This window comes from Methylovirgula sp. 4M-Z18, assembly GCF_037890675.1.
Lineage (GTDB): Bacteria > Pseudomonadota > Alphaproteobacteria > Rhizobiales > Beijerinckiaceae > 4M-Z18.
The window spans coordinates 899,173-924,978 of the sequence record NZ_CP149574.1; the positions used below are offsets into that span (position 1 = coordinate 899,173).

Consider the following 25,806-nt stretch of genomic DNA (forward strand, 5'->3'; position numbering starts at 1 on the left):
TCACCAGAAAAACGAGCCGGCTGCCATTGGCTCGGCTCGTCATTCGTAATCAATTTGATGTAGGTGACGACGCTTTTTCCCGCACGCCGAGGGGGCCGGCCTGTTCGAAGGCCCAGGAATATTGCGTGGCCATCTGATCGGCGCGCGCCTGCTTGTATCCGAACAGTGCGGCGGCGAGCAGGATGACGAAATTGGTGAGGTAAGGACCGAGCGCCAGCAACGTCTCCTGAAACAGCGCATAATGCAGAAACTGCACGGCCGCAGCGAGAATGACCATGTACACGACGATCTGCGAGATGGGCCGCCAGGTCTGCGCTGTCGCGCGTCCCGTCGCCCAGGCGCCCGCCCCACCGAGGACGAGCGTGAGACCGATGAACACCCAGAACGCGTTGGGGCTGGTGCCGTAAATGAGACCCGCCATCAGTGACCTCCCTCAAGATAAGCGGACTGAATCTCCGGCTTCGCCAGCAGTTCCTTGCCCGTGCCAGACATGGTGATTTCGCCGTTCACCATTACATAGCCGCGGTGCGCCAGTTTCAAGGCGTGATAGGCATTCTGTTCCACCAGAAACACCGTGAGGCCTTCCTTTTCGTTCTGCTCCTTGATGACCTGGAAAATCATCTTCACGATGAGCGGGGCGAGGCCGAGCGAGGGCTCGTCCAGCATCAGGAGGCGCGGCCGGCTCATCAGTGCGCGGGCGATCGCCAGCATCTGCTGCTCGCCGCCCGAAAGCGTGCCGCCGCGCTGCTGCGCACGCTCCTTGAGGCGCGGGAAGATCGCGAACATCCGCTCGAGGTCTTCATTGAAAGTCGCGAATTTGTTGATCGACGCGCCCATCTGCAGATTTTCGTAGACCGTCATGCGGCCGAAGATCCGGCGTCCCTCAGGCGATTGCGCGATCGCCATGCGCGCGATCTGATGCGACGGCAGTTTCGTGATGTCCTTGCCGTCGTATGTGATCGTGCCGCTGCGGGCGCGCGGATTGCCGAAGATCGTCATCATCAGCGTTGACTTGCCGGCGCCGTTGGCGCCGATTACGGTCACGATCTCGCCCTGGTTCACATCGAGATCGACGCCCTTGAGGGCGCGAATACTGCCGTAAAAGGTTTCGACGCCGCGCACGGCCAGAAGCGGCTTGCCGGTTGCTCTCGCCTTGGGCGCGTCACTCATCATTGCCATGCTCATGCGCCCAGCTCCGCTTCCACTGCCGCTTCTTCTTCTTCCTGCACGCCGAGATAGGCCGCGATCACCCTTGGATCGTTGCGCACCTCGGCCGGCGTGCCGTCGGAGATCTTCTGGCCATATTCGAGCACGACGACATGGTCGGAAATCTGCATGACCACCGACATGTCATGTTCGATCAGGAGCAGCGATGTCTTGTGCTCGTCGCGGATCATGCGCAGCAGCGCGTTGAGCTCGCCCGATTCCTTGGGGTTCAAGCCGGCCGCGGGTTCGTCGAGGCAGAGCATCACCGGATCGGTGCACATGGCGCGGGCGATTTCGAGACGCCGCTGGGCGCCGTAGGGCAGATCGCCGGCCGGATCGTCGGCACGGTTGAGAAGCTCAATCTTTCCCAGCCAGTATTTCGCACGCTCGACCGCTTCGGCCTCGCGGTGGCGATAGCTCGGCAAGCCGAGGAGGCCGCCGACCGTGAAGGCCGAAGCGATCATCAGCGGATTGTGATGTGCGACCAGCAGGTTCTCCAGAACAGTCATGCCTTTGAACAGGCGGATGTTCTGGAACGTGCGGGCGATGTGCGCATGCGCCGAGATCTCGAAATCCGGAATGCGCTCCAGCAGGAAGATTTCGCCTTGCGCGGCCTTCATGCTTTTTGAGCCCGTGCGCGTCAGGGCTTCCACATCCGCCTGCGCTGCAATGCCTTCGCGTGCGAAAGCAAGGCGCCCTTCAGTCGGCTTGTAGAAGCCGGTGATGCAGTTGAACACTGTGGTCTTGCCGGCGCCGTTCGGGCCGATGAGGGCGGTGATGTCGCCGCGCCCCACGGTAAAGCTGACGTCGTTGTTGGCAACGAGGCCGCCGAACCGCATGGTCAAATGTTCGACGACGAGGAGAGGATCAGTTTTCCAGCGCATCAGCCATGACCCTCTTGAACGAGAGAACCCGACACTGCTTTCTTCTCCTTTAGGAATATCGATGGTTCGCGTGTGCCGATCAGGCCACGCGGCCGCCACAGCATCATCACCACCATGCCGAGCCCGAACAGCAACATGCGGTATTGGGTCGGATCGAAGTTCGGACCGAAGACGTCCTTGGTCCAATCGAGTTCGCGCAAATATTCGGTGCCGCCGATCATGAACAGCGCAGCGAGCGCGACGCCCGCTTGCGAGCCCATGCCGCCCAGCACAACCACGGCGAGGATCGTCGCCGATTCGATGAAGGTGAAGCTCTCGGGCGAGACGAAGCCCTGTTTCACAGCAAAGAAGCTGCCGCCAAAGCCGCCGAACATCGCGCCCAGCGCGAAGGCCGTGAGCTTGGTGTTGGTGGTGTTGATCCCGAGCGAACGGCAGGCGATTTCGTCCTCGCGCAGCGCTTCCCAAGCCCGCCCGATCGGCAGTTTGCGCAGGCGCAGCGTCACGAAATTGGTGATGAGCGCCAGCCCGAGGATCAGGAAGTATAGGAAAATCGTGCGGTGATTGGCCAGTTGGCTGCCATCGAGACCGAACGTCGATTCGAAACTCCCTTCGCCGCGAGAGAAAGGCAGGCCGAAGAAGGTCACTTTCGGAATGCCGCTGATGCCGGCATAGCCGTTGGTGAGATCGGACCAATTGATGATCACGACGCGGATGATCTCACCGAAGGCCAGCGTGACGATGGCGAGATAGTCGCCGCGCAGGCGCAACACCGGGAAGCCGAGGATAATGCCCCAGAAGGCCGCGAGACACCCGGCGACCGGCAGGCAGATCCAGAACGAGAGGCCGTATGTGGTGGAGAGCAGCGAGTAGGAATAGGCGCCGACCGCATAGAAGGCGACGTATCCCAAGTCCAGCAGACCGGCGAGGCCGACCACGATGTTGAGGCCCCAGCCCAGCATGATGTAGATCATGACCAGGATGCCGTAGGTGCCGACCCACTTGCCGATCTCGCCCGGGCCGCGGATCACGAGCACAAGGAACGGGAAGGCGATTGCGAGGCCAAACCCGACAAATGGGATCAGCGGCTTGATCGGGTTCAGCACTTGGCCCGCTTGCGCAGCCGGCGAGGTGCCGGTCGTTTCCGATGTCTGCACAAACCATGTGATGCCGGCCACGGCAACCAGAAGGATGACGAACCATTTCACCGACGTGACGGAAATGGCATTGGTCTCGCCGAACCACGCCCAGCCGATGAGCCACGCAACATAGAGCATCGCGACGATGGCGACCGCACGCGTGATGCCGCTGAGGAGACTGCCTACGAAAATGAGGGCGAAGATCATCAGGGCGGCAAACGGACCGAGCGACCATCTGTATTCCAAAATCATTTGGTTCGAGATGTCTTCGATCGCGTGCAGCATGATGATCGGGAACGAGAGCCCGAGCGTGACGACGCCGGCGAAGGCTGCCTTTTTGAAGGCTTCGACAACGGGGTTGGAGGAGACTGTGACGTCGCTGGCCATGATCACACCTTCTCCACTTCAGGACGGCCGAGCAGGCCGGAGGGCATGAAGATCAGCGTAATCGCCAGGATCGAAAACGCCGCGACATCTTTATAGTCGGTCGAGAAGAAATGCGACCACATTTGCTCGATCAGGCCGATGAGAATACCGCCGAGCACGGCGCCGGGCAGCGAGCCGATCCCGCCGAGCACCGCCGCGGTGAAGGCCTTCACACCGGGAATGAAACCGTCGGCGAAGTTGATGACGTTATAATAGGTCATGAACAGCACGCCGGCGAAGGCGGCGAGCGCGGCCGCGATCACGAAGGTCAGCGAGATGGTGCGGTCGACGTCGATGCCGAGCAGCGACGCCATTTTGCGATCCTGCTCACAGGCACGCTGCGCGCGCCCCAAGGGCGTCTTTTGCACGATATACCAGAAGACGGCGAGCACCACGGCCGTTGCGATCCAGATCAGCAACTGCTTGTACGAAATCGTTACATTGGCTGTAAGGTGAAAGACATCTTCCGGGATCTGCGGGCTCTGCGGCAACGGCTTGTTGCGCGGGCCCTGCACCACTTGCACGAAATTGCTGAGGAAGATCGAAACGCCGATCGCCGAGATCAGCGGCGCAAGGCGGAACGAACCGCGCAAGGGGCGGTAGGCGACCCGTTCGATCGTCCAGTTCCACAGCGACGTGAGCACCATGGCGGCCACCATCACCACGACAAAAATCAGCGCGAGCGAAGTGATGCCGAACATTTGCGTCAGCACCATGAACACGATCAGTGCGACGAAACAGGAAAGCATGAAGACGTCGCCATGCGCGAAGTTCACCATGCCGATAATGCCGAAGACCATCGTATAGCCGATGGCGATCAAGCCGTAGATCGATCCGAGCGTCAGCCCGTAGACCAGCTGCTGAAGGAAACTTTCCATTCGCTGATTGTGACTCCCCTTTTCGCCGTGCTGGATGTTTCCAGTTCCGACGTCACCCCATGCCTTCAAGCACGTTATGGGCCATCTTCGCGACGGCCGTGAGTTATGCATCTACCCCATGCCTGACCCTTAAATTCAAGCTAGCAAGGGATGCGGGCGCCTGCAATCGTTGGTGGACATATTTTTGTCAAAAACTCACTTTTTGTGCCAGTTCGATGCATTTTGGCAAAAATGAAGGCGTCGGGGCTCAATTTGGGGGCAAAATCAGTCAAAAAAATCGGTTTTATGTCTATTGCCAATTCTGCGCCGGGAAATAGGGTGGTCATGGGTTTTTGGGCATTGCAGGCCAAATTTAAGGCAAATTGAGGTGCAGCTTGGCAGTGGAAAAATGACCATTTCGAACGACAGTACCATCGCCGACGCAGAGGATCGCGCCAGCGCCCATTTTCGCGACGCGATGAGCCTCGTGCCCTCGGCCGTGCATATTTTGGCGACCGATGGCCCTGCCGGCCTCGGCGGGCTGACCGCGAGCGCGGTCGTCTCGATCTCTGATACGCCGCCGACTTTGCTCGTCAGCATCAGCCAAACGAGCGGTTCAGTGCATGTCTTCCGCGAGAATGGCGTCTTCAGCGTCAATGTGCTGAGCGGGCGCGATGCGACTTTGGCGGAGGTCTTTGCCGGTCGCACGGGGGTGCGAGGGGCGGCGCGGTTCGATCACGGTGCGTGGCGGCTCCAACCGCCCCGTCCCCCGATCCTGCGCTCCGCCGTCGCGGCCTTCGAATGCCGGCTGACCGAGACGCGGCTGATCGCCACCCATCACGTGATGATCGGCGCGGTGACCAGCGCGCACATTTTCGCCGGCGGCGAAGAGGGCCTGTGCTACGTCCGGCGACAATTCAAATCCGTGTAGATCTGGTCTGCAGCTAATCGGCTTGCCGGGTGGCCGGTCGCGGCGCTATCGTCAGCCTGTGTCTATATGAGACAAGTAGAGGAATCGCCCATGGCCATGACCATGACCGGAGAGGTCACGCTGCCAGCCGACCGCCCGACCATTTGGAAAGCGCTGAATGATCCCGAGATCTTGAAGGCCTGCATTCCCGGCTGCCAGTCGCTGGAGCGCACGAGCGATAATGGCTTCGCCGCCATCGCGAAGCTCAAGATCGGCCCGGTCAGCGCCACGTTCAAAGGCAATGTGGAACTGACCGATCTCGACCCGCCGAACGGTTACAAGATCAACGGCGAAGGGCAGGGCGGCATTGCCGGTTTCGCCAAGGGCGGCGCCGCCGTCAAATTGAGCGATGCGGCCGAAGGCGGCACCGTACTGAGCTATAATGTCGAGGCCAATGTCGGCGGCAAGATCGCCCAGCTCGGCGCCCGGTTGATCGACGGCACGGCAAAAAAATTGGCGGACCAGTTTTTCACGAATTTCTCTGCCGCGGTGCACAAATAGTCCCAAGGTTCTAAGCCTTAAGAATCGAATCTCTGGATGTGAGGGTTTGTGCCGTGCCCGCGCATGGCACATGCTCTTTTTTGGGGGAACGAAATAGGCTTGCGGCAAGGCGGACACACTTGACGCTGCGCGCGTCCGGTTCCACACTCCTCGCCGACACCAAATGCTTGAACTGCCTTCAAAAGAGCGAATGGGGCCGAGGAGGCTCTGACCTTCATTCCTCTCTTACGAGGCAGGCCGCCGGGCGCAGCGGTTCTGCAATTGTCCACGCCTGCCGGTATCCGCGTTAAACGGTGACGTTGCCGCAATATGTGCGGCGCTTTGTGGAGGAAGCTATGGCCCGCGTTTCCATGGTCGTGAACGGGAAAAAAGTTGCCGCGGATGTCGATCCGCGAACGTTGCTGGTGCAATTCTTGCGGGAACATCTCCGCCTCACCGGGACCCACGTCGGCTGCGATACGTCGCAATGCGGCGCCTGCGTCGTGCATGTCGATGGCCGCGCGATCAAATCCTGCACCGCGCTCGCTTTGTCGCTCGAAGGCGCGCATGTGACGACGATCGAAGGCCTGGCGCATGGGACGGTGCTGCATCCGATGCAGGAAGCGTTCCGCGACAATCACGGCCTGCAATGTGGCTTCTGCACGCCCGGCATGATCATGTCGTCAATCGACATCGTCAACCGCCTCGGCAACGATCTCGACGAGCACACGATCCGCGAAGAACTCGAAGGCAATATCTGCCGCTGCACGGGCTACCACAATATTGTGAAGGCCGTGAAAGCCGGCGCCGCCGCGATGGGCGCAACGGCGAAGGCCGCGGAGTAGAGCTTGCTCTCACCGTCATTGCGAGCCGTGCTTGCACGGGCTCGCAACATTTCAAAATGCCCAACTCGGGCAAGCCCGAGTTGGGTGCGAGGAGCGGAGCGACGAGGCAATCCATCCACTCCCGCAGACGTTTTTCCACAGTTGGAGCCATTACTTGTGAGCAACCAAACATAGGCAATCCGAGCGTCAAAATCCTGGCAAACCATAATGAGTGGATGTCTGGCGCGGTAGGGAGATGGATTGCTTCGCTTCGCTCGCAATGACGGTTCAAAAGCTTGAGAAACAACGAATTCCCCAGGGAGAGACCTTATGAGTGCGACCGGCATTGGCGCTTCAGTTCGCCGCAAGGAAGATTTCCGCTTTATCACAGGCAAAGGCCAATATACCGACGACGTCAATCGTTACGGCCAGGCTTACGCCTATTTTCTGCGTTCGCCGCATGCGCATGCGACGATCAACAAGATCGATGCGAGCGCGGCGCTCGACGCGCCCGGCGTTTTGGCGGTGCTCACGGGCGAGGACATTGCCGCCGACAAGATCGGCGGCCTGATCTGCGGCTGGATGATTCATTCGAAGGATGGTTCGCCGATGAAGGCGGGACCGCATCCGGCGCTGGCCCAAGGCAAGGTGCGCTATGTCGGCGACCATGTCGCCGTCATCATCGCCGACACTTACCCACAGGCGCGCGACGCGGCAGAATTGGTCGAGGTCGATTACGGCGTCTTGCCGGCAGCGGCCGATACGGCCAGCGCGGCATCGAATGGCGCACCGCAAGTGCATGCCGATGTGCCGAACAATACAGTGTTCAATTGGCACTTGGGCGACAAGGCCGCAAGCGACGCGGCCTTCGCCCGTGCCAAGCATGTCACCAAGCTCGACATCGTCAACAACCGCCTCATTCCCAATGCGATGGAGCCGCGCGCCGCGGTCGGCGATTACGACGCTGGCACCGAGACGTTCACGCTCTACACCACAAGCCAGAATCCACATGTGGCGCGGCTCGTTCTCTCCGCTTTCATCGGCATCGCGCCCGAACATAAATTGCGGGTGATCGCGCCGGATGTCGGCGGTGGCTTCGGCTCGAAGATCTTCATCTATGCCGAGGAAACCGTCTGCGTCTGGGCGGCAAAGAAAGTCGGCCGGCCGGTGAAATGGACGGCGGAGCGTACCGAAAGCTTCCTCGCGGATGCGCATGGCCGCGACCATGTCACCCATGCGGAACTCGCGACCGACGAAAACGGCAAAATGATCGGCTTGCGGGTGCACACGATCGCCAATCTCGGCGCGTATTTGTCGACCTTCGCCTCCTCGGTGCCGACCTATCTCTACGCGCCGCTTTTGTCGGGCCAATACGACATTCCGGCGATCTATGCCGAGGTCGATGCGGTGCTGACCAACACGGCGCCGGTCGATGCCTATCGCGGTGCGGGTCGGCCGGAAGCGACTTTCGTGGTCGAGCGTCTGGTCGAGGTGGCGGCGCGCGAATTGGGCGAAGATCCGGCGGCCTTCCGCGCCAAGAACTTCATCACGACCTTCCCGCATCAGACGCCCGTCATCATGTGCTATGATGCCGGCAATTACGGTGCGGCGCTCGAGAAAGCCTTGGCGCTCAGCGATTATAAGGGTTTCGCAGCGCGCAAGAGCGAGTCGGCGAAGCGCGGCAAATTGCGCGGCATCGGTCTCTCCGCCTATATCGAAGCGTGCGGCATCGCGCCGTCCGCAGCGGTCGGGTCGCTCGGCGCTGGCGTGGGCCTCTGGGAATCGGCCGAGGTGCGCGTCAATCCGATCGGCACGGTCGAGATTCTGACCGGCTCGCACAGCCATGGCCAAGGCCACGAGACGACCTTCGCGCAGCTTGTCTCCGACCGTCTCGGCATTCCGCTCGAGAATGTGTCGATCGTCCATGGCGACACCGACAAAGTGCAGATGGGCATGGGCACCTATGGCTCGCGCTCCGGTGCGGTCGGCATGTCGGCCATCGTCAAGGCGCTCGACAAGATCGAGACGAAAGCCAAGAAAGTCGCCGGTCATGTGCTTGAAGCCTCTGCCGACGATATCGAATTCAAGGATGGCAAGTTCACTGTGAAGGGAACCGACAAGTCCATCGATTTCGGTTCGATCGCGCTGCAAGCCTATATCGCGCATAAGTTCAACGGCCAGGAATTGGAGCCGGGCCTCAAGGAGAGTGCGTTCTACGATCCGACGAATTTCACCTTCCCCGCCGGTGTGCATATCTGCGAGGTGGAAGTCGACCCCGAAACCGGCGTCACCCGCATTGAAAAATGGACGGCGGTCGATGATTTCGGCGAGCTCATCAATCCGATGATCGTCGAAGGCCAGGTGCATGGCGGCATCGCGCAAGGCGTCGGCCAGGCGCTCACCGAAAGCGCGGTCTACAACAAGGACGGGCAGTTGCTCACGGCGAGCTTCATGGATTATTGCATGCCGCGCGCCGACGATCTGCCGAGCTTCGAAATCGGCATGACGCAGACGCGCTGCCCGTCGAACCCGCTCGGCATCAAGGGCTGCGGAGAGGCCGGTGCGATTGCCGCGCCGCCCGCCGTCATCAACGCCATCACCAATGCGGTCGGCCATGAAAATGTGGCCATGCCTGCAACCCCTCAAACCGTCTGGCGCGCGGCGCAACAGGCCGTCCAGAAACAAGCTGCGGAATAAGGAGAGACGAAAGATGTATGCTTTCAACTACACGCGCGCCGGTTCCGTGGCTGAGGCCGTGGCGGCGCTCGCCAAATCCGACAATGCCAAGCTGCTGGCCGGCGGCCAGACCCTGCTGCCGACCATGAAGCAAAGATTGGCGAGCCCGGCCGAGATCATCGACCTGAGCCACGCTGCCGATCTTAAGGGCATCGCGCGCAGCGGCGACAAAATCGTCATCGGTGCGATGACCACCCATTGCGATGTCGCGACCAATGCCGCAGTGCGCGAGGCGATCCCCGCGCTCGCGGATCTGGCCGACGGCATCGGCGATCCGCAGGTGCGCAACCGCGGCACGATCGGCGGCTCGGTCGCCAACAACGATCCGGCCGCCGATTATCCGGCCGCCTGTCTGGCACTCGGCGCGACGATCATCACCAACAAACGCGAGATCGCGGCGGCGGATTATTTCAAAGGGCTGTTCGAGACGGCGCTGGAGGACGGCGAAGTCATCACGAAGGTGGCCTTTCCGATTCCAGCCAAGGCGGCCTATCAGAAATTCCCCAACCCGGCCTCGCGCTATGCGTTGGTGGGCGTGTTTGTCGCGAAAACGGCGCAAGGCGTGCGGGTCGCGGTGACGGGCGCAGGGGCGAGCGGCGTGTTCCGCGCCGAGGCGCTGGAGCAGGCGCTGAGCGGAAATTTTTCCGCCGATGCGCTCGCTGGCGCGAATGTATCGAGCGACGGCCTCAATTCCGACATCCACGCCGACGCCGATTATCGCGCGCATCTGATCGGCGTGCTGACCAAACGGGCCGTGGCTGCGATGGGGTGAGGCCGTGCTTCCCTTCTCCCGCGCGAGAGCGCGGGAGAAGGTGCCGGCAGAAGGGAGGCGGTTGAGGGCGGCGCGACCGGGGGAGTTCTCATCTTTAAAGGCGACAGCGCCGCAGGCATTTTAGCAATTCATCCAGCCGTCTTTCCCTCATCCGTCATGCTTCGCATGCCACCTTCTCCCACAGCTATGCTGTGGGAGAAGGGCCATCCCGCCATTGACCTTTGCTCTTACTCCCGGCCAAATGCCGCCCATGTCCGCACTCCCCACCTCCATCGACGCGACCCTCGATCTGCTCACCTCCGCCGGCTATGTCGGCGACCGGCAATTGGCGACGGTTTTGTTCCTGAGCCTGAAAATGGGCCGCCCGCTGTTTCTCGAAGGCGAGGCGGGCGTCGGCAAGACCGAGATCGCAAAGGTTTTAGCCGAGACCCTGGGCCGCCGCCTCATCCGCCTGCAGTGCTATGAGGGGCTCGACGTCGCCTCGGCCGTTTACGAGTGGAACTACGCGGCGCAGATGATGGCCATCCGGCTGGCGGAAGCCGCCGGCGAGCATGACCGCGACCGGCTGGAACACGATATTTTCGCCGCCCGCTATCTGATCAAGCGGCCATTGCTGCAGGCGCTCGAGATGCAAGAGGGCGGCGCACCGGTTCTGCTGATCGACGAACTCGACCGCACCGACGAAGCCTTCGAGGCCTTCCTGCTTGAAATCCTCTCGGACTTCCAGGTGACCATCCCGGAACTTGGCACGGTGACGGCCGTCGAGCCGCCCATCGTCGTGATCACCTCCAACCGTACCCGCGAGGTGCATGACGCGCTGAAGCGCCGCTGCCTCTATCATTGGGTCGGCTATCCGGATGCCGAGCGCGAGCGGGCGATCTTGCGCGCCAAGGCGCCGCGCGCGCCGGAAAAGCTCACCCGCGAACTCGTCGCCTTCGTCCAGGCCATCCGCAAGGAGGACCTGTTCAAAGTGCCGGGCGTCGCCGAGGCGCTCGACTGGGCCGGCGCGCTGGTCGAACTCGACGCGGTCGCGCTCGACCCGGCCCAGGTCTCCGATACATTGGGCGTGCTGCTCAAATACCAGGACGACATCGCCAAAATGCAGGGCGACCGCGCCGCCGAGCTTGTCGCCGAGGCGAAAGCCAGCGTAGAAGCGTGAGTATGAACATCGTTCCCGGATCGCGTACCTGCGGCACCTGCACCCTATGCTGCAAATTGTTTCCAGTGCCCGAGCTTAACAAGCCGGCCGGCAAATGGTGCCCGCATATCGTGCAGGGCAGGGGCTGCGGCATTCATGCGACGCGGCCGGGCGTGTGCCGCGCCTTCTTCTGCCAATGGATTGAGAATCCCGACCTCGGCCCCGAGTGGAAGCCGGAACGGTCAAAATTCGTGCTCTCGATTTATCCGGGCAGCAATTCGCTCGCGGTCACCGTCGATCCGGGCACGCCGCAGGCCTGGAAGCAAGAGCCCTATTACCGCAATCTCAAGCGCTGGGCCGCCGCCGCGCTGGCGCAGGGCGACCAGGTCGTGGTGTTCGTCGGCGACGAGGTGACGGCGGTTCTGCCCGATCGCGACGAGCCGCTGGGCACGTTGCCGCCCGGCGATCAACTCATCTCGGGCAAGCGCCAAGGCCCCACCGGTCCCATCTACAACGTTCGAATTCAGCGGAGCGCGGCACAATCATGACAACCATGAACGAAGAGGATTCATATTCGCCGCCCGAACTGGCACCGGGCAAGGATTGCGGCTCCTGCTCGATGTGCTGCAAGATTTTCGGGATCGCCGAGCTCGACAGCCGGCCCGGTGAATGGTGCCGGCATGTGGTGCATGGCAAGGGCTGCGGCATCCATGAAACACGGCCGCCAGTCTGCCGCAGGTTTTTCTGTCACTGGCTGCGCAACCCCAATCTCGGGCCGGAATGGAGGCCCGAGAAAGCGAAATTCGTGCTCTATACCGAACTCGGGGGCCGGCGCATGGTGATCGCGGTCGACCAGTCCAACCCGACGGCCTGGAAACGCGAGCCCTATTATTCGCAGTTCAAGCAATGGGCGCTGATGGCGGCCGACACCAACCGGCAATTGGTCGTGTTCCACAATGACAACGCCGTTCTCGTGCTGCCGCACGAGGATATGGACCTCGGCATCATCAATCTTGGCGATGAGATCATCGTCGATCGCAAAGGCATGCATTTGCATGTGACGGTGCGGCGGCACAATAGAGGCGACAGCGTTGCGCAAGGCTCCCACGCCCCAGAAACTTGAGGATAACTCGTGGTGATGTCGGAGCAGGTTTGATGAGGAGCTTTTCGATTGCACTATGTGTGACGCTAATCCAAATCACACCGGTTCTGGCGTTCTGCAAGCAGGATCGTAACGATCAAGATCCGGCCTATTGGCGGGGCCACATAGCGAATGACCCTGCTAATGAGGTGCTTCAAGGCACCACATATTATGAGGCATTCTCGGATCCAAAGAGCCAAACGGTTTGGACTTTCACCAAGCCCGGCCACCCCGCTCATCCTTCGGTCGTGTGCCGTTATCCCGTGCAGATGGGACAGCAGGTCTTTTTGCGCATGGAAGTCATATGTCACAACACGCAAGGTGCCTGTGATAAGCTCGTTGCCGATTTTCAAGCCCTAAATAAGACGATGTCGCAGCATCTCAACCGACAATAAGCGGAACGGCGGATCGGATGAACCGAAGAAAATGCGAGAAGCTAAGGGGATGAGCGGCAAGCTGGCCGAAAACATTCTCTATTTCGCCCGTGCCTTGCGCGATGCCGGCATGCCGGTCGGGCCGGGTGCGGTGCTCGATGCGATCACCGCGGTCGAAGTTGCGCAGATCGGCGGCCGCGAGGATTTCTACGCCACATTGCACGCAGTTTTCGTCAAAAAGCACGAACATTCGGTCCTGTTCGCGCAGGCCTTCGACATTTTCTGGAAGCGGCGCGGCTTCATGGACAAGCTCATCGCCATGCTGAGCCCCATGGCGGAGCCCAAAAACCAGCAGCCGCAAAAAGCTGAGGCGGGCGCCTCGCGCGTTGCCGATGCGCTGTTCAAGGCAAAACCGCGCGAAGAAAAGCCAAAACCGTCGCTCGATCTCGACGCGCGTTTCACTATGTCGGCGCACGAATTGCTGCAGCGCAAGGATTTCGCCCAGATGAGTGCGGCGGAAATGGCCGAGGCCGAGCGGGCGATCGACCGGCTGATCCTGCCCGACGACGCGGTCAAAATGCGTCGCCTTGTGGCGGCCTCGCGCGGCCGGATCGTCGATCCACGCCGCTCGTTCCGCCAGTCCCTGAAAATCGGTGGCCCGATCGCGCTGGCTCATCGCGCACCGGCCTTGCGCCACCCGCCGGTCGTCGCTTTGTGCGATATTTCCGGCTCGATGAGCGAATATACCCGCATCTTCCTGCATTTCCTGCACACGCTCACGGCGCGGCGGCGGGTGCATACGTTTCTGTTCGGCACGCGGTTGACCAATGTCACCCGAGCCTTGCGTGCCCGCGACATCGACGCCGCCCTCGCGCGCTGTTCCATTGAGGTACACGACTGGGCGGGCGGCACGCGCATCGCGACCTCGCTGCACCGCTTCAACCGCGACTGGTCGCGCCGCGTGCTCGGGCAGGGGGCGATCGTCTTGTTGTTTACCGACGGTTTGGAACGCGACCCTGGACCGCGGGCTCCCAGCCCGCAGGCGGGCGGGACGCCGGCGCTGCCCAACCTCAGTGCGGAAATGGAGCGCCTGAATAAGTCCTGCCGGCGCCTGGTCTGGCTCAATCCCCTGCTGCGCTTCGACGGTTTCGAAGCCAAGGCTTCGGGCATAAGAGCCATGCTGCCCTTTGCCGACGAGTTCCGGCCGATCCATAATATGCTAAGCATGGCGCAATTGGTGCGGGCCCTGACGGCGGGCGAGGGGCGCGACGCCGACCCGAAAGCCTGGCTCAAAAGGGTCTCGTGACGCGCCGATGGAGGCGATAATGTTGGCTGCAGACGACGATATTCTGGCCAAGGCCCAGGCCTGGAAGGCCGAGGGGCGCGACGTGGCACTTGCGACCGTGATTGAGACCTGGGGCTCGGCCCCGCGCCCGGCGGGCAGCCATCTGGTGATTGACGGCGAAGGCAATTTCTTAGGCTCCGTGTCGGGCGGTTGCGTCGAGGGCGCGGTCGTGACCGAGGCGATGGACGTAATCGCCGACGCCAAACCGAAACTCCTGGAATTCGGCGTCGCCGACGAGACGGCCTGGCGGGTTGGCCTCTCCTGCGGCGGGCGCATCAAAGTCTATGTGGAAAAGGTGGCCTGATGCGGCTCGATCTCCTGAAGGCGCTGAACGACGAACGGGCCGCCCGGCGTGGCGCGGTGCTCGTGACCGATCTCGCGGACGGCACGCAGCGGTTGGTCCGGGAAAACGACGTTCCTGACGATGCCCTGGCGGCGCAGCTTGAAGCGGCGCTACGCAGCGGCAAAAGCGCGAACGTCGAGGTCGAGGGAAAATCCTACTTTCTCAACGTGCAGGTGCCGCCGGTACGCTTTTTCGTGATCGGCGCAGTGCATATTTCGCAAGCGCTCGCGCCCATGGCGAAGATCGCTGGATTCGACATGACGATCATAGATCCGCGCACGGCTTTCGCCAGCCCGGAGCGTTTTCCCGATGTGCGGGTAATCGCCGAATGGCCGGATATCGCACTTGGCGAGTTGAAGCCGGACCGTTACACCGCCATGGCCTTTTTCACCCATGATCCGAAAATCGACGACGTGGGTCTGAAGATCGCGCTGGCCGCCGAATGTTTCTACATCGGCGCGCTCGGCTCGCGCAAAACCCATGCGAACCGTCTCGCCCGCATGCGCGACGCTGGGTTCGACGACACGCAATTGGCGCGCATTCATGCGCCGATCGGGCTTGATATTGGCGCCGTCGCGCCGGCCGAAATCGCCGTGTCGGTTTTGGGCGAGGTGATCCTGGCGCTGCGCAAGAAGCCGTTGCGCGCCGAGAAGGCGCAGCCTGCCGCCGAGGCTTTGCCGTGAAGTTCGGTCCGGTTCCGACGCTTGCGAGTTCCGGCGCGATCCTGGCGCATGCGGTGCGCCACGAAGCGTTGACACTCAAGAAAGGCCATATCATCTCCGCCGCCGACATTGCGGCGCTTGAAGCCGCGCAAGTCGCGGAAGTGGTTGTCGCGCAATTGGAGCCGGGCGATGTCGGCGAGGATGCCGCCGCCCTGCGGCTCGCCCATCATATCGCCGGGCCGCAGGTGCGGGTCGCCGCGCCGTTCACCGGTCGTGCCAATCTGTTTGCCGAAAAGGCCGGCCTGCTGCGCGTCGATGCCGGCGCGATTGACGCCATCAATGCGGTGGACGAGGCCATTACCACGGCGACATTGCCGCCGTTGCGGGCGGTCGCGGCGGACGAAATGGTCGGCACCGTCAAGATCATTCCCTTCGCTGTTCCCGCCGCCTTGCTTCAGGCTACGCTCAACGCGGCAGCGGGCCATGCGATCGAGGTGACGCCGTTTCAGCCGACGCGCGTCGCCGTCATCTCGACGCTGCTGCCCGGCTTGAAACCGAGCGTGATCGCCAAGACGCTGAATGTCATGATCGAGCGTCTTGCGCCGATGGGCGCGAAGCTCGTCGCGGAAGAGCGCGTGCCGCATGATATGCGGGTCCTCGCCAAGGCGATCCGGAACTTCACGCCGCTGTGCGACATGGTCGTCGTCTTCGGCGCGTCGGCCATCACAGATAGGCGCGACGTGATCCCCGCCGCGCTCGAGGCGGCGGGCGGCCGGATCGTCCATTTCGGTATGCCGGTCGATCCCGGCAATTTGCTGCTGCTCGGCGAGCTCGATGGCAAGAGCGTGCTGGGCGCGCCGGGCTGCGCGCGCAGCCCGAAGGAGAACGGTTTCGACTGGGTGTTGCAGCGCCTCATCGCGCGCATTCCCGTCACGTCGCAGGATCTGCGCCGCATGGGCACGGGCGGCCTGCTGATGGAAATCGTGCAGCGGCCGCAGCCGCGCCTCGGCCATGAGCAAGAGTAAGATCGCGGCGCTCATTCTCGCCGCGGGCACCGCCTCGCGCTGGCGTGCGGCGGGGGGGCTGAGCGCATCCAAACTTGTCGCGGATTTTGCGGGCAAGCCGCTGGTGCGCCATGTGGCCGAGGCGGCGGCGCATTCGCGCGCATGGCCGGTGATCGCGGTCACGGGACATGCGGCGGCGGCGGTGATGGCCTGCGTGCAAGGCCTTGCCCTCACCTGCGTGCACAATGCCGATTACGCGAGTGGCCTTGCCTCGTCGCTCAAAACCGGCATTGCCGCTCTGCCGCCGGATGCGGCGGGCGTCGTCGTGCTGCTCGGCGACATGCCGCGCGTGTCGGCCGGCCTGATCGACCGGCTCATCGATGCCTTCGAGGCGCATCCGGGCGCGGCGATCATTCCCGTCCATCAAGGCCAACGCGGCAATCCGGTGGTGCTGCCGCGCTCGATCTTTGGGCAGATTGCCGGCCTGACAGGCGATGTCGGCGCGCGCCAAATTCTGAACCGCTCGGGCGTGGAGACGGTCGAAGTCGTGGCGTCGGACGAGGTGCTTTTGGACGTCGACACGCCGCCGACTTGACGTCAAAAGCGCCGACGGCACGCCGCCTTCCGCGTGTCGCAGCGCACGGAAATCGTGCTGGCCTGCGCTATCTTTACCCTTAAGCAAACGCGCTTTGTCGCCGCTCCGTCATAATCAACCGGGCGTTAACTTTTGCGGCGTGGAATGGTTTTTGCTCGAGGTGTGTAGGTCCGTTTCTCCAAGAGGAGGTGGCAATGCCTGCAAGAGTTGAAGTTTCCGACGTATTTCGCCGTCAGTTGGCCGGCTATGGCCTGACCACCGCCGAAATCCTCTACGGCATGCCCGACCACACCCGCCTGTTGCAGACCTATATTTGGCAGGATTACGACGTCGCGCCGGAATTTCCGGTTCTGCGCAAATTCCTCGACTTTTGGCAGAAGAGCCTCGACGGCCCGCTGTTCTCGGTGCGGATCGGCCATGACAGGCTCATCCGCCCGGCCGAAGTGCGCTTCCGCGGCACCGAATTATTGCTGCATTGAGGCTGCGGGCAGGCGGATCTCGAAGGCGCTCGCTTCGTCTGCCACAATCGCAATGGATCCATGATGCAGACCAACCAGGCTGCGCACGATGGACAGGCCAAGGCCCGTGCCGCCCGATAGGCGGGCGGTCGTGAAGAAGGGCTCAAAAACCTTACTGCGATTGGCCGGCGAGATTCCCGGGCCATTGTCGCTGACGACCAGGATATCGTGGCCCCTTGCGTGCCGCAGCGAAATCGTCGCCTGCGGCATGGAGCCTCCGTGGCGAAGCACATTGTCGAGCAGATTGATCAGCACCATCTCCAAGGCTTCCTCGCCCATCGCCACGCGCGCATCGGACGGCACGTCCGTTTTGATCGCGAGCCCTTTATGGGCATAGTGTTGCACGAGCCGATCGAGCAGGCGGGCAAGATCGCACCTCTGGCTGCCCGAGAGCTGCATCACATCGGCGCGGGCGAGATCGACGAGCCGCCCGACGAGCCGGCTCAGCCGGTCGGCCTCCGCCTGGATATTGGCGAGAAAGCGCTCGCGCTCCTCAGGGCGCATCGTATCGAAATGATCGCGGAGCAGCTCGCTCGTGCCGCGCATCGTGGCGAGCGGCGTCTTGAATTCGTGCGAGACATGGGCGGCGAAGCTGCGGATATAATCGGCGCGGCTCGTGAGTACGCCCGCCATGCGCGCCAAAGCATCCGCGAGGTCGGCCGCTTCGCGCACCATGACGCCGCGTTGTGGCGCGATGCGACCGTGCCCGCCGTCGGCGATGCGCTTGGCCTCGTCGGTCACGCGCCGCATGGGACGCGTGATCAGCCACCGGCCGGCGAGCGCCATCAGCACGGTGAAGGCGACGAGAAACAGCGCGAGCATCGCGATCGCCCAGCGCTTGCCGTACAGCGTTTCGCCGAGCGCGCGCGGCGTGCGGGCCAACACCACCGCCCCGATCGCCTTGTCGCCGTCGAGCACCGGCAAAGCGACGACGATGCGCAGGGCGCTGCCCTTGAACAGCCAGGCGTGACGGTGCGGCGGGCCGTTGCCGCGCTCGCGGATCACGCTGACAGGCTCGCCGGCGAGCGCGCGCTGCACTTCGTCGATATGCTGCAGCGACAAGCCGGCCGCCTCGCCCGATGTCGCCACGATCGTGCCGTGCTCGTCGGTGACGCGCACCCCGGCAAGGGTCGAATGCTGGGCATCGTGCAGGATCGGCGTGAGCGCCTGTCCGGCCTGGAGCGCGGCGGCGCTCGGTGCTGCCGCGGCCGGCAAGGGGGCGGGCTGCGGCGGTTGAATCGCGTCGGTAGCGAGATCGAGCTTCGCGATGCGCGGCAGGAAGGGGGCATCGTAATTCGGGCTCGCGGTCCATTCCGGTGCAACCGCCTGGCCTTCGTCCTCGATCTTGCCGCCCGCCGCCTGCCAAGCCGCGCGATAGCTTGCCGCGATCACCGCCCCTTGCGCCAGCAATTCCGATTCCGTCTGGCGGATGAGCGCGCTTTCATAGATCCGCAGCACCCAGAAGCCGCCGACCGGCAGCAGCAAGGCGGCGAAATTCATCGCCAGCAGCACGACGCCGATCGAGGGGCGCCGCATCACTCGCACGCCGCTAAACGGTAGCCGAGCCCATGGGCGGTTTCGATCGGCGCACCGCCGACCGCGTCGAATTTGGCGCGAAGACGGCGGATATGGCTGTCGATGGTGCGGTCACTGACGAAATGGTTCAGGCCATAGGCGCCGTCGACCAGGGCGTTGCGATCGAGTACCCGGCGCTTGTTCTGCGCCAAGGTGCGCAAGAGGTTGAATTCGGTCGCGGTCAAAACGACCTCGGCATCGCGCCAGAAGGCGCGGTAAAGATGCACGTCGAGCCGCAGATGGCCATGGACGAGATCGGCTTCGGCGCCGTCCGGTTCGGCGGGTGCCTGGCGCCGCAGCACCGCCTTGACCCGAGCCACCAATTCGCGCGGCGAGAAGGGTTTGCCGACATAATCGTCGCCGCCGAGTTCGAGCCCGAGGATGCGGTCGATCTCCTCGTCGCGCGAGGAGAGGAAGATGATCGGGACGCGGCTCGTCTGGCGCAAAATCCGGCACATGTCGGTGCCGTCCATTTCCGGCATCATGATGTCCAGCAGGATGAGGGCCGGCTGCTCGCGCCGCGCCAGCTCCAGCCCGCGCACGCCGTTTTCCGCCTCGATCACGGCGAAATTCTCGCGCTCCAGCGCAAAGCGCACCATGTCGCGAATATGCGGATCGTCATCGACCAGTAAGATTGAGAGCATGAATCGACCTTGGCCAGCAGGTGGGGCCGAATTTAGCTCAAAATTTGCAAAAGTCCCGCATACCGGCGCGACGGATCCAAATGCGTGTGGACGATTCCGCCTCTCCAGGCCGCCCGTATCGCAAATTTAGGAGTTCTCCCCAGGCTTTTGCGCAGGCCTTCGGCTTCTAGCTGCGGCGCGAGGCTGCTATACCTTCTGTCCAGTTCGAACAGTGGATTTCCTCATGCCGCATGCCCTCGTTGCCGCCGCCGCCCGTGAACTTGCCGATATCGAAGCCAAAGGCCTTTTGAAACGGGAACGCCAGATCACCTCGCCGCAAGGCGGCTCGGTCGATGTCGGCGGCGCGCATGTGCTCAATCTTTGCGCCAACAATTATCTCGGCCTTGCCAATCATCCGCGCCTCGTCGCGGCGGCCAAGAAAGGGCTCGACGAGCACGGCTTCGGCATGGCGTCGGTGCGCTTCATTTGCGGCACGCAGGACCTGCATGTGGCGCTCGAAAAGAAGCTCGCCGCCTATCTCAAAATGGAAGATTCGATCCTGTTTTCCTCGTGCTTCGACGCCAATGGCGGCATTTTCGAAGCTTTGCTCGGGCCCGAGGATGCGGTGATTTCGGATGCGCTCAACCATGCCTCGATCATCGACGGCGTGCGCCTGTGCAAAGCCCAGCGGTTCCGCTACGCCAACAACGACATGGCCGATCTGGAAACGCAGCTCAAGGCGGCGAGCGGTGCGCGGCACAAGCTGGTCGTCACGGACGGCGTGTTCTCCATGGACGGCATCATCGCCGATCTGCCGGCGCTGTGCGATGTCGCTGAGAAATACGATGCCATTGTCATGGTCGACGACAGCCATGCGGTGGGCTTCATGGGGCAGCGGGGCGCGGGCACGCCGGAATTCAAGGGCGTCGAGGGCCGCGTGCAAATTCTCTCCGGCACCTTCGGCAAGGCGCTCGGCGGCGCCTCGGGCGGCTATATCGCCGGGCCGAAGCCGATCATCGATCTGCTGCGCCAGCGCGCGCGGCCCTATCTCTTCTCCAACGCGCTCGCGCCGAGCATCACGGCCGCGACGATGGAGGCGATCACGCTGCTCGAGGAAAGCGGCGACTTGCGCGACGCCCTCGTGCGCAACGCGCGGCATTTCCGCGCCGGCTTGACGAAGTTGGGCTTCACCCTTGTTCCGGGCGAGCATCCGATCATTCCGGTGATGATCGGCGACGCGGTGAAGGCGCAGCAGCTTGCGAGCGAGCTTGGCACGCGCGGCATCTATGTCACCGCCTTCTCCTATCCGGTCGTGCCGCACGGCAAGGCGCGCATCCGCACGCAGATGAATGCCGCACATGGTCTGGGCGATCTGGACAAGGCGCTGCAGGCGTTCGGCGAGGCGGGCAAGGCGGTTGGGTTGATATGAGATACTGGAAATAAAGTCGCGCTCCCTTCTCCTCGTTTACGGGGAAAAGGTGGCACATATCAAATCGGGCTTGCCCGATTTGATCATTAAGAATGATGAACTTGGGCAAGCCCAAGTTCATATGCGTGACGGATGAGGGGCGCACGGATGAAACATCATTGTGCTGCAGGCGCAAAAGCCACTCTCTCCACGCCGCGGCTGCCCCTCATCCGGCGCTTCGCGCCACCTTCGCCCCGCGAGCGGGGAGAAGGGACAAACCACCAAGGACCTTCCCATGAAATCACTCGTTAAAGCCCGCTCCGAAAAAGGCCTTTGGTTGCAAGACACGCCCAAGCCGGAGATCGGCGCCAATGATGTGCTGATCCGCATTAAGAAGACCGCGATCTGCGGTACCGATCTGCACATTTTTAATTGGGACGCCTGGGCGCAAAAGACCATTCCGGTGCCGATGGTCGTCGGGCATGAATATGTTGGCACGATCGAAGCGATCGGTTCGGATGTGCGCGGGGTCAAGATCGGTCAGCGCGTCTCCGGTGAGGGCCATATCGTGTGCGGGCACTGCCGCAATTGCCGCGCGGGCCGCGCGCATCTGTGCCGCAACACGCTCGGCGTCGGCGTCAACCGGCCCGGCGCGTTTGGCGAGTTCCTGTCGCTGCCGGCCAGCAATATTTATCCGATCCCTGATGACATTCCGGATGAGATTGCCTCTATCCTCGATCCGCTCGGCAATGCGGTGCATACGGCGCTGTCGTTCGATCTCATCGGCGAGGATGTGCTGATCACTGGCGCCGGGCCGATCGGCCTGATGGCGGTCGCCGTGTGCCGGCATGTCGGCGCGCGCAATATCGTGATCACCGATCTCAACGATTACCGCCTGTCATTGGCGCAGAAGATGGGTGCGACGCGGGCCGTGCGGGCCGATCAACACACATTGCGCGAGGTGATGGATTCGGTCGGCATGACCGAGGGCTTCGATGTTGGCCTCGAAATGTCGGGCAGCCCCGTCGCCTTGCGCAACATGATCGGCGCGATGAACAACGGCGGCAAAGTCGCGCTGCTCGGGATCCTGTCGAAGGAAGCGGCGATCGACTGGAACGAGGTGATTTTCAAGGGCCTCATCCTCAAGGGCATTTACGGCCGCGAAATGTACGAGACCTGGTACAAGATGATCGCCATGCTGCAGGGCGGATTGGATGTGACGCCGGTGATCACCCACCGCATCGGCTTTTCGCAGTTCGAAACCGGCTTCGACGCACTCAACTCCGGCACGGCGTGCAAGGTCGTCATGGATATGGCCGGTTAGGTCACGGATGGTGCCGGCACTTGGAGTGATCGCTCAGCACTTCGATGACCCGGCAATTCGCAATCTTGCCGTGCGCGTGCCCCGCGACCATGCGCTTGAGCTCGGCGCGCAGGGCCTCTAGTGCGGCGATCCGGCTCTCGATTTCGTTCAGATGATTGCGGGCGATGTCGTCCGCCACGGCGCAGGGCTGGTCGGGATTGTCCTGCAGCGCCAGCAGCGCGCGGATGGCCTCGATCTCGAAGCCCAGAGTCCGCGCATGGCGAATGAAGGCCAGGCGGTGCAGATCATGCTTGGAATAGAGGCGCCGGTTGGACTGGGTGCGCGGCGGCGCGGTCAAAAGGCCGATCTGTTCATAGTACCGGATGGTCGGAACCTTGACGCCGCTGGCCTGGGCCACAGCCCCAATCGATAAATTTGCTGTCATGACTTGATCCTATAGTGGCTATAGGATGTAAGAGCCGTCGCGGAAAGGCAAGCTCATGACCAACACCCCGGCCCATTCGCCCCATCACGACCACGATCACGATCATGCCGAACATGATCATCACGACCATGATCACGGCCACAACCATGACCACGGTCACGACCATGATCATGGCCACGGCCATCACCGTGGCGCCGGCCATGTCCATGCGCCGGCCAATTTCGGCGCAGCCTTCGCCATCGGCATCGCGCTCAATACGGGCTTCGTCGCTGTGGAAGCAATTTACGGTTTCCTCGGCAATTCCGTAGCGTTGCTGGCGGATGCGGGGCACAATCTGGGCGATGTGCTGGGCCTCGCCGTCGCGTGGCTCGCCAGCGAACTCGTGAAGCGCACGCCGACGGCCCGCTTCACCTATGGGCTGCGCGGCTCGTCGATCCTGGCGGCGCTTTTCAATGCCGTTTTCCTGCTGCTCACCATCGGCGCCATTTCCTGGGAGGCGATCCGGCGGCTCGGCGCGCCGGAACCGGTCGCGGGCCAGACCGTGATGATCGTCGCGGCGATCGGCCTCGTCGTCAACGGCGTGACGGCCTGGCTGTTCGCCTCGGGCAGCAAGGGCGATATCAATCTGCGCGGCGCCTTTTTGCACATGGCCTCGGACGCCTTGGTCGCCGCCGGCGTCGTCGTCGCCGGCTTGATCATTCTTTTGACCGGCTGGCTCTGGCTCGACCCGGTGGTGAGCCTCATCATCAATGCGATCATCGTCTGGGGGACCTGGGCGCTCTTGCGCGAGTCCTTGAGCATGTCGATGGCGGCCGTCCCAGCGCAGATCGATCCGGCGAAGGTACACGCCTTCTTGCAGGCGCGCCCGGGTGTCGCCACGGTGCACGACCTCCATATCTGGCCGATGAGCACGACGGAAGTCGCACTCACCTGCCATCTCGTCATGCCGGCCGGCCATCCGGGAGACGATTTCCTGCACGATCTTGCGGCCGACTTAGCGACAAGCTTCAAAATCAGCCACCCGACCGTGCAAATCGAAACCGATCCGAACAGTGCCTGCGCGCTTGCTTCGCATAGTGTGGTGTAGCGGTCTTAGGGTTGCGGGCTATGAGATCGCGCTGGCGAGAACGATGGTAACCGCTAGAGCATTTTGCGTTCTTTCAGAATCGCAAAATCGCTCTACTTCTTTGTCTTGTCGCATTTTCTTAACCGAAAAGTCGCTCAACTTTTCTGGAAAATGCTCTAGCGATCACACGCGCTCGGCGGACGGTTTGCGCAGCCGCGCCCTCAGGAAACCGATGAACAATCGCGTTCGCGCCGGTAGCAGACGGGTTTCGGTCACGGCGTGCACCTGAACCGGCGCAAGGCTCCATTCGGGCAGCACGCGAACGAGGCGCCCCAACGTGACATCGTCCCGTCCGAGCACATCGTCCAGCACGGTAAGTCCGACACCCTGTATCGCCAGCGCGCGGCTCATCACAGAGCGCCCCCCGATCACCACGTCAACCGACTCGTCGCCGCGACAGAACGTCCTCGTCACGTCACCCAGCCTCGTCGCTCCCTGCACGATGCACAGCACATGTCTTACGAGATCATTGGGGTCCGTGAGCGGCGTGGTCTCTGAAAAACGACGCTCTCGCTTCCACATTATGGTAGTGTCGGATCAATTGGGCATGGAGCGCTCCTCTGCCGAAGATTGTTTCTTCGCACGGAGGGCGGTCTATTCTTTTATTTGCACGTTGAGCCCGGGAAGAGGATTTGCCCGCCTTCATCGCGAAATGAAAATCCGTGCTTCGAAGGACTATGATGCCATGCACCCAGCAGGTCTTTCTTTAACCGTTCCGGAACCGGAGGTCAGGCCGGGTAGTCCGCCCGACTTTTCCAAGGTTGTCATACCAAAGGCCGGCTCGGTGGAACGTCCTCCGATCGATGCCGATCCTAGGGAAATTCGTGATCTCGCCTTCTCGATCATCCGCGTGCTCAACAGGGAGGGGGAGGCGGTCGGACCCTGGGCCGGATCGCTGACCGACGCGGAACTGACCGAAGGCCTTCGCCACATGATGACGCTGCGGGCCTTCGACGCACGTATGCAGATGGCTCAACGCCAGGGCAAGACGTCTTTTTATATGCAGCATATGGGTGAGGAGGCGGTTTCCTGCGCCTTCCGCCGGGCGCTGTCCCCTGGTGACATGAATTTCCCGACCTATCGCCAGGCCGGCCTGCTGATTGCAGACGGATATCCGATGGTCGAGATGATGAACCAGATCTATTCCAACGAGGCCGATCCGCTCAAAGGGCGCCAATTACCGATCATGTATTCCTCAAAGGAACACGGTTTCTTCTCGATCTCCGGCAACCTCGCGACGCAATATATCCAGGCCGTCGGCTGGGCCATGGCCTCGGCCATCCGCAACGACACGAAGATCGCCGTCGGCTGGGTCGGCGACGGCTCGACAGCCGAGAGCGATTTCCACGCTGCGCTGGTTTTCGCCTCGACCTACAAGGCGCCGGTAGTCCTCAACATCGTCAACAACCAATGGGCGATCTCAACCTTTCAAGGGATCGCCCGCGGCGGGGCGGGAACTTTCGCGGCGCGCGGCCTCGGCTTCGGCATCCCAGCGCTGCGCGTCGACGGTAACGATTATCTTGCTGTCCATGCGGTGGCGAAATGGGCGGTGGACCGGGCGCGAAGCAACCTCGGGCCAACGCTTGTCGAATATGTCACCTACCGCGTCGGCGCCCATTCCACCTCCGATGACCCTTCTGCTTACCGACCTAAGGAAGAGTCCAGCGCCTGGCCGCTCGGCGACCCCGTGATCCGGCTGAAGAACCATCTCATCGGTAAAGGCCTCTGGTCCGAGGAGCGTCACAAGCAGGCGGAGGCCGAAATCCTCGACACAGTGATCGCCGCTCAGAAGGAGGCCGAAAGCCATGGCACTTTGCATGCCGGCGGCAGACCGTCGGCGCGCGACATGTTCGAAGGGGTCTATGCCGAGATGCCGCCGCACCTGCGGCGCCAGCGCCAGCAGGCGGGAGTATAG

The 25,806-nt window shown here is 62.4% G+C and carries 28 protein-coding genes; 19 read left to right on the forward strand and 9 right to left on the reverse strand.

Annotation, left to right across the window (positions count from 1 at the left end):
• Window positions 1–49: 49 nt before the first annotated feature.
• The 5 genes from V9T28_RS04085 to V9T28_RS04105 are packed head-to-tail and all read right to left on the reverse strand — an operon-like array spanning window position 50 to window position 4,530.
• Window positions 50–421, reverse strand: a complete 372-nt coding sequence (locus V9T28_RS04085; RefSeq protein ID WP_116400971.1) for a DUF6867 family protein — start codon at window positions 419–421, stop codon at window positions 50–52.
• Window positions 421–1,185, reverse strand: coding sequence for an ABC transporter ATP-binding protein (locus V9T28_RS04090; protein ID WP_116400972.1), 765 nt, complete (start codon window positions 1,183–1,185; stop codon window positions 421–423). The genes V9T28_RS04085 and V9T28_RS04090 overlap by 1 nt, the downstream gene beginning before the upstream one ends.
• Entirely contained in the window at window positions 1,182–2,090 is a 909-nt protein-coding gene (locus V9T28_RS04095; protein ID WP_116400973.1) for an ABC transporter ATP-binding protein, read from the reverse strand. Before V9T28_RS04095 ends, V9T28_RS04090 begins: the two co-directional genes overlap by 4 nt.
• Window positions 2,090–3,613: a high-affinity branched-chain amino acid ABC transporter permease LivM gene (gene livM, locus V9T28_RS04100; RefSeq protein WP_245424102.1), complete on the reverse strand. Its 1,524-nt coding sequence runs from the start codon at window positions 3,611–3,613 to the stop codon at window positions 2,090–2,092. Before livM ends, V9T28_RS04095 begins: the two co-directional genes overlap by 1 nt.
• 2 nt (window positions 3,614–3,615) lie before the next feature.
• Complete coding sequence (locus tag V9T28_RS04105) at window positions 3,616–4,530, reverse strand: ABC transporter permease subunit (RefSeq protein ID WP_116400974.1); 915 nt, start codon at window positions 4,528–4,530, stop codon at window positions 3,616–3,618.
• Between the two features lie 388 nt (window positions 4,531–4,918).
• Between V9T28_RS04105 and V9T28_RS04110 the strand changes: the two genes are divergently transcribed.
• The 15 genes from V9T28_RS04110 to V9T28_RS04180 all read left to right on the forward strand — a co-directional run bounded on the left by V9T28_RS04110 (window position 4,919) and on the right by V9T28_RS04180 (window position 17,372).
• Window positions 4,919–5,440, forward strand: a complete 522-nt coding sequence (locus V9T28_RS04110) for a flavin reductase (RefSeq protein WP_116400975.1) — start codon at window positions 4,919–4,921, stop codon at window positions 5,438–5,440.
• A gap of 90 nt (window positions 5,441–5,530) precedes the next feature.
• Entirely contained in the window at window positions 5,531–5,980 is a 450-nt protein-coding gene (locus V9T28_RS04115; protein WP_116400976.1) for a CoxG family protein, read from the forward strand.
• A 335-nt stretch (window positions 5,981–6,315) separates the two neighbouring features.
• Entirely contained in the window at window positions 6,316–6,804 is a 489-nt protein-coding gene (locus V9T28_RS04120) for a (2Fe-2S)-binding protein (RefSeq protein WP_116400977.1), read from the forward strand.
• A 309-nt stretch (window positions 6,805–7,113) separates the two neighbouring features.
• A complete protein-coding gene (locus V9T28_RS04125) occupies window positions 7,114–9,480 on the forward strand; it encodes a xanthine dehydrogenase family protein molybdopterin-binding subunit (protein ID WP_116400978.1) in 2,367 nt (788 codons plus the stop codon).
• Between the two features lie 13 nt (window positions 9,481–9,493).
• Window positions 9,494–10,291, forward strand: a complete 798-nt coding sequence (locus V9T28_RS04130) for an FAD binding domain-containing protein (protein ID WP_116400979.1) — start codon at window positions 9,494–9,496, stop codon at window positions 10,289–10,291.
• Window positions 10,292–10,541: 250 nt separating this feature from the next.
• Entirely contained in the window at window positions 10,542–11,450 is a 909-nt protein-coding gene (locus tag V9T28_RS04135; RefSeq protein ID WP_116400980.1) for an AAA family ATPase, read from the forward strand.
• 2 nt (window positions 11,451–11,452) lie between these two features.
• Window positions 11,453–11,977, forward strand: coding sequence for a YkgJ family cysteine cluster protein (locus V9T28_RS04140; protein WP_116400981.1), 525 nt, complete (start codon window positions 11,453–11,455; stop codon window positions 11,975–11,977).
• On the forward strand, window positions 11,974–12,552 hold the full coding sequence (locus tag V9T28_RS04145; RefSeq protein WP_116400982.1) for a hypothetical protein: 579 nt from the start codon (window positions 11,974–11,976) through the stop codon (window positions 12,550–12,552). Before V9T28_RS04140 ends, V9T28_RS04145 begins: the two co-directional genes overlap by 4 nt.
• 32 nt (window positions 12,553–12,584) lie before the next feature.
• Window positions 12,585–12,965: a hypothetical protein gene (locus tag V9T28_RS04150; RefSeq protein ID WP_116400983.1), complete on the forward strand. Its 381-nt coding sequence runs from the start codon at window positions 12,585–12,587 to the stop codon at window positions 12,963–12,965.
• Between the two features lie 49 nt (window positions 12,966–13,014).
• Window positions 13,015–14,250, forward strand: coding sequence for a vWA domain-containing protein (locus V9T28_RS04155; RefSeq protein WP_116400984.1), 1,236 nt, complete (start codon window positions 13,015–13,017; stop codon window positions 14,248–14,250).
• A 19-nt stretch (window positions 14,251–14,269) separates the two neighbouring features.
• Window positions 14,270–14,593 carry an XdhC family protein gene (locus V9T28_RS04160; RefSeq protein WP_116400985.1) on the forward strand — a complete coding sequence of 108 codons (324 nt, stop codon included), beginning with the start codon at window positions 14,270–14,272 and terminating at the stop codon, window positions 14,591–14,593.
• Window positions 14,593–15,315, forward strand: coding sequence for an XdhC family protein (locus V9T28_RS04165; RefSeq protein ID WP_116400986.1), 723 nt, complete (start codon window positions 14,593–14,595; stop codon window positions 15,313–15,315). The genes V9T28_RS04160 and V9T28_RS04165 overlap by 1 nt, the downstream gene beginning before the upstream one ends.
• Entirely contained in the window at window positions 15,312–16,319 is a 1,008-nt protein-coding gene (locus V9T28_RS04170) for a molybdopterin-binding protein (RefSeq protein WP_245424103.1), read from the forward strand. Before V9T28_RS04165 ends, V9T28_RS04170 begins: the two co-directional genes overlap by 4 nt.
• On the forward strand, window positions 16,306–16,893 hold the full coding sequence (locus V9T28_RS04175; RefSeq protein ID WP_245424104.1) for a nucleotidyltransferase family protein: 588 nt from the start codon (window positions 16,306–16,308) through the stop codon (window positions 16,891–16,893). The genes V9T28_RS04170 and V9T28_RS04175 overlap by 14 nt, the downstream gene beginning before the upstream one ends.
• Window positions 16,894–17,087: 194 nt before the next feature.
• Entirely contained in the window at window positions 17,088–17,372 is a 285-nt protein-coding gene (locus V9T28_RS04180) for an usg protein (protein WP_116400987.1), read from the forward strand.
• Here the strand turns inward: V9T28_RS04180 and V9T28_RS04185 are convergent.
• Together V9T28_RS04185 and V9T28_RS04190 are read right to left on the reverse strand one after the other, a co-directional pair.
• The gene (locus V9T28_RS04185; protein ID WP_199500140.1) at window positions 17,358–18,947 is read right to left on the reverse strand and encodes a sensor histidine kinase; all 1,590 of its coding nucleotides are present in this window, start codon (window positions 18,945–18,947) and stop codon (window positions 17,358–17,360) included. The two genes, V9T28_RS04180 and V9T28_RS04185, sit on opposite strands and share 15 nt — an antisense overlap.
• Entirely contained in the window at window positions 18,947–19,630 is a 684-nt protein-coding gene (locus tag V9T28_RS04190; protein ID WP_116400988.1) for a response regulator transcription factor, read from the reverse strand. The genes V9T28_RS04185 and V9T28_RS04190 overlap by 1 nt, the downstream gene beginning before the upstream one ends.
• A 223-nt stretch (window positions 19,631–19,853) precedes the next feature.
• Between V9T28_RS04190 and V9T28_RS04195 the strand changes: the two genes are divergently transcribed.
• Entirely contained in the window at window positions 19,854–21,038 is a 1,185-nt protein-coding gene (locus tag V9T28_RS04195) for a glycine C-acetyltransferase (RefSeq protein ID WP_116400989.1), read from the forward strand.
• A 274-nt stretch (window positions 21,039–21,312) separates the two neighbouring features.
• Window positions 21,313–22,341, forward strand: coding sequence for an L-threonine 3-dehydrogenase (gene tdh / locus V9T28_RS04200; RefSeq protein WP_116400990.1), 1,029 nt, complete (start codon window positions 21,313–21,315; stop codon window positions 22,339–22,341).
• 1 nt (window position 22,342) lies between these two features.
• Here the strand turns inward: tdh and V9T28_RS04205 are convergent, their stop codons facing one another.
• On the reverse strand, window positions 22,343–22,765 hold the full coding sequence (locus V9T28_RS04205; RefSeq protein ID WP_116400991.1) for a MerR family transcriptional regulator: 423 nt from the start codon (window positions 22,763–22,765) through the stop codon (window positions 22,343–22,345).
• Window positions 22,766–22,820: 55 nt separating this feature from the next.
• Here V9T28_RS04205 and V9T28_RS04210 point away from each other — a divergent pair, with 55 nt between their 5' ends.
• Window positions 22,821–23,852 carry a cation diffusion facilitator family transporter gene (locus V9T28_RS04210; protein ID WP_116400992.1) on the forward strand — a complete coding sequence of 344 codons (1,032 nt, stop codon included), beginning with the start codon at window positions 22,821–22,823 and terminating at the stop codon, window positions 23,850–23,852.
• A gap of 162 nt (window positions 23,853–24,014) precedes the next feature.
• Here the strand turns inward: V9T28_RS04210 and V9T28_RS04215 are convergent, their stop codons facing one another.
• Entirely contained in the window at window positions 24,015–24,413 is a 399-nt protein-coding gene (locus V9T28_RS04215) for a LysR substrate-binding domain-containing protein (protein WP_116400993.1), read from the reverse strand.
• 163 nt (window positions 24,414–24,576) lie between these two features.
• Here V9T28_RS04215 and V9T28_RS04220 point away from each other — a divergent pair, with 163 nt between their 5' ends.
• Entirely contained in the window at window positions 24,577–25,806 is a 1,230-nt protein-coding gene (locus V9T28_RS04220) for a thiamine pyrophosphate-dependent enzyme (protein ID WP_116401091.1), read from the forward strand.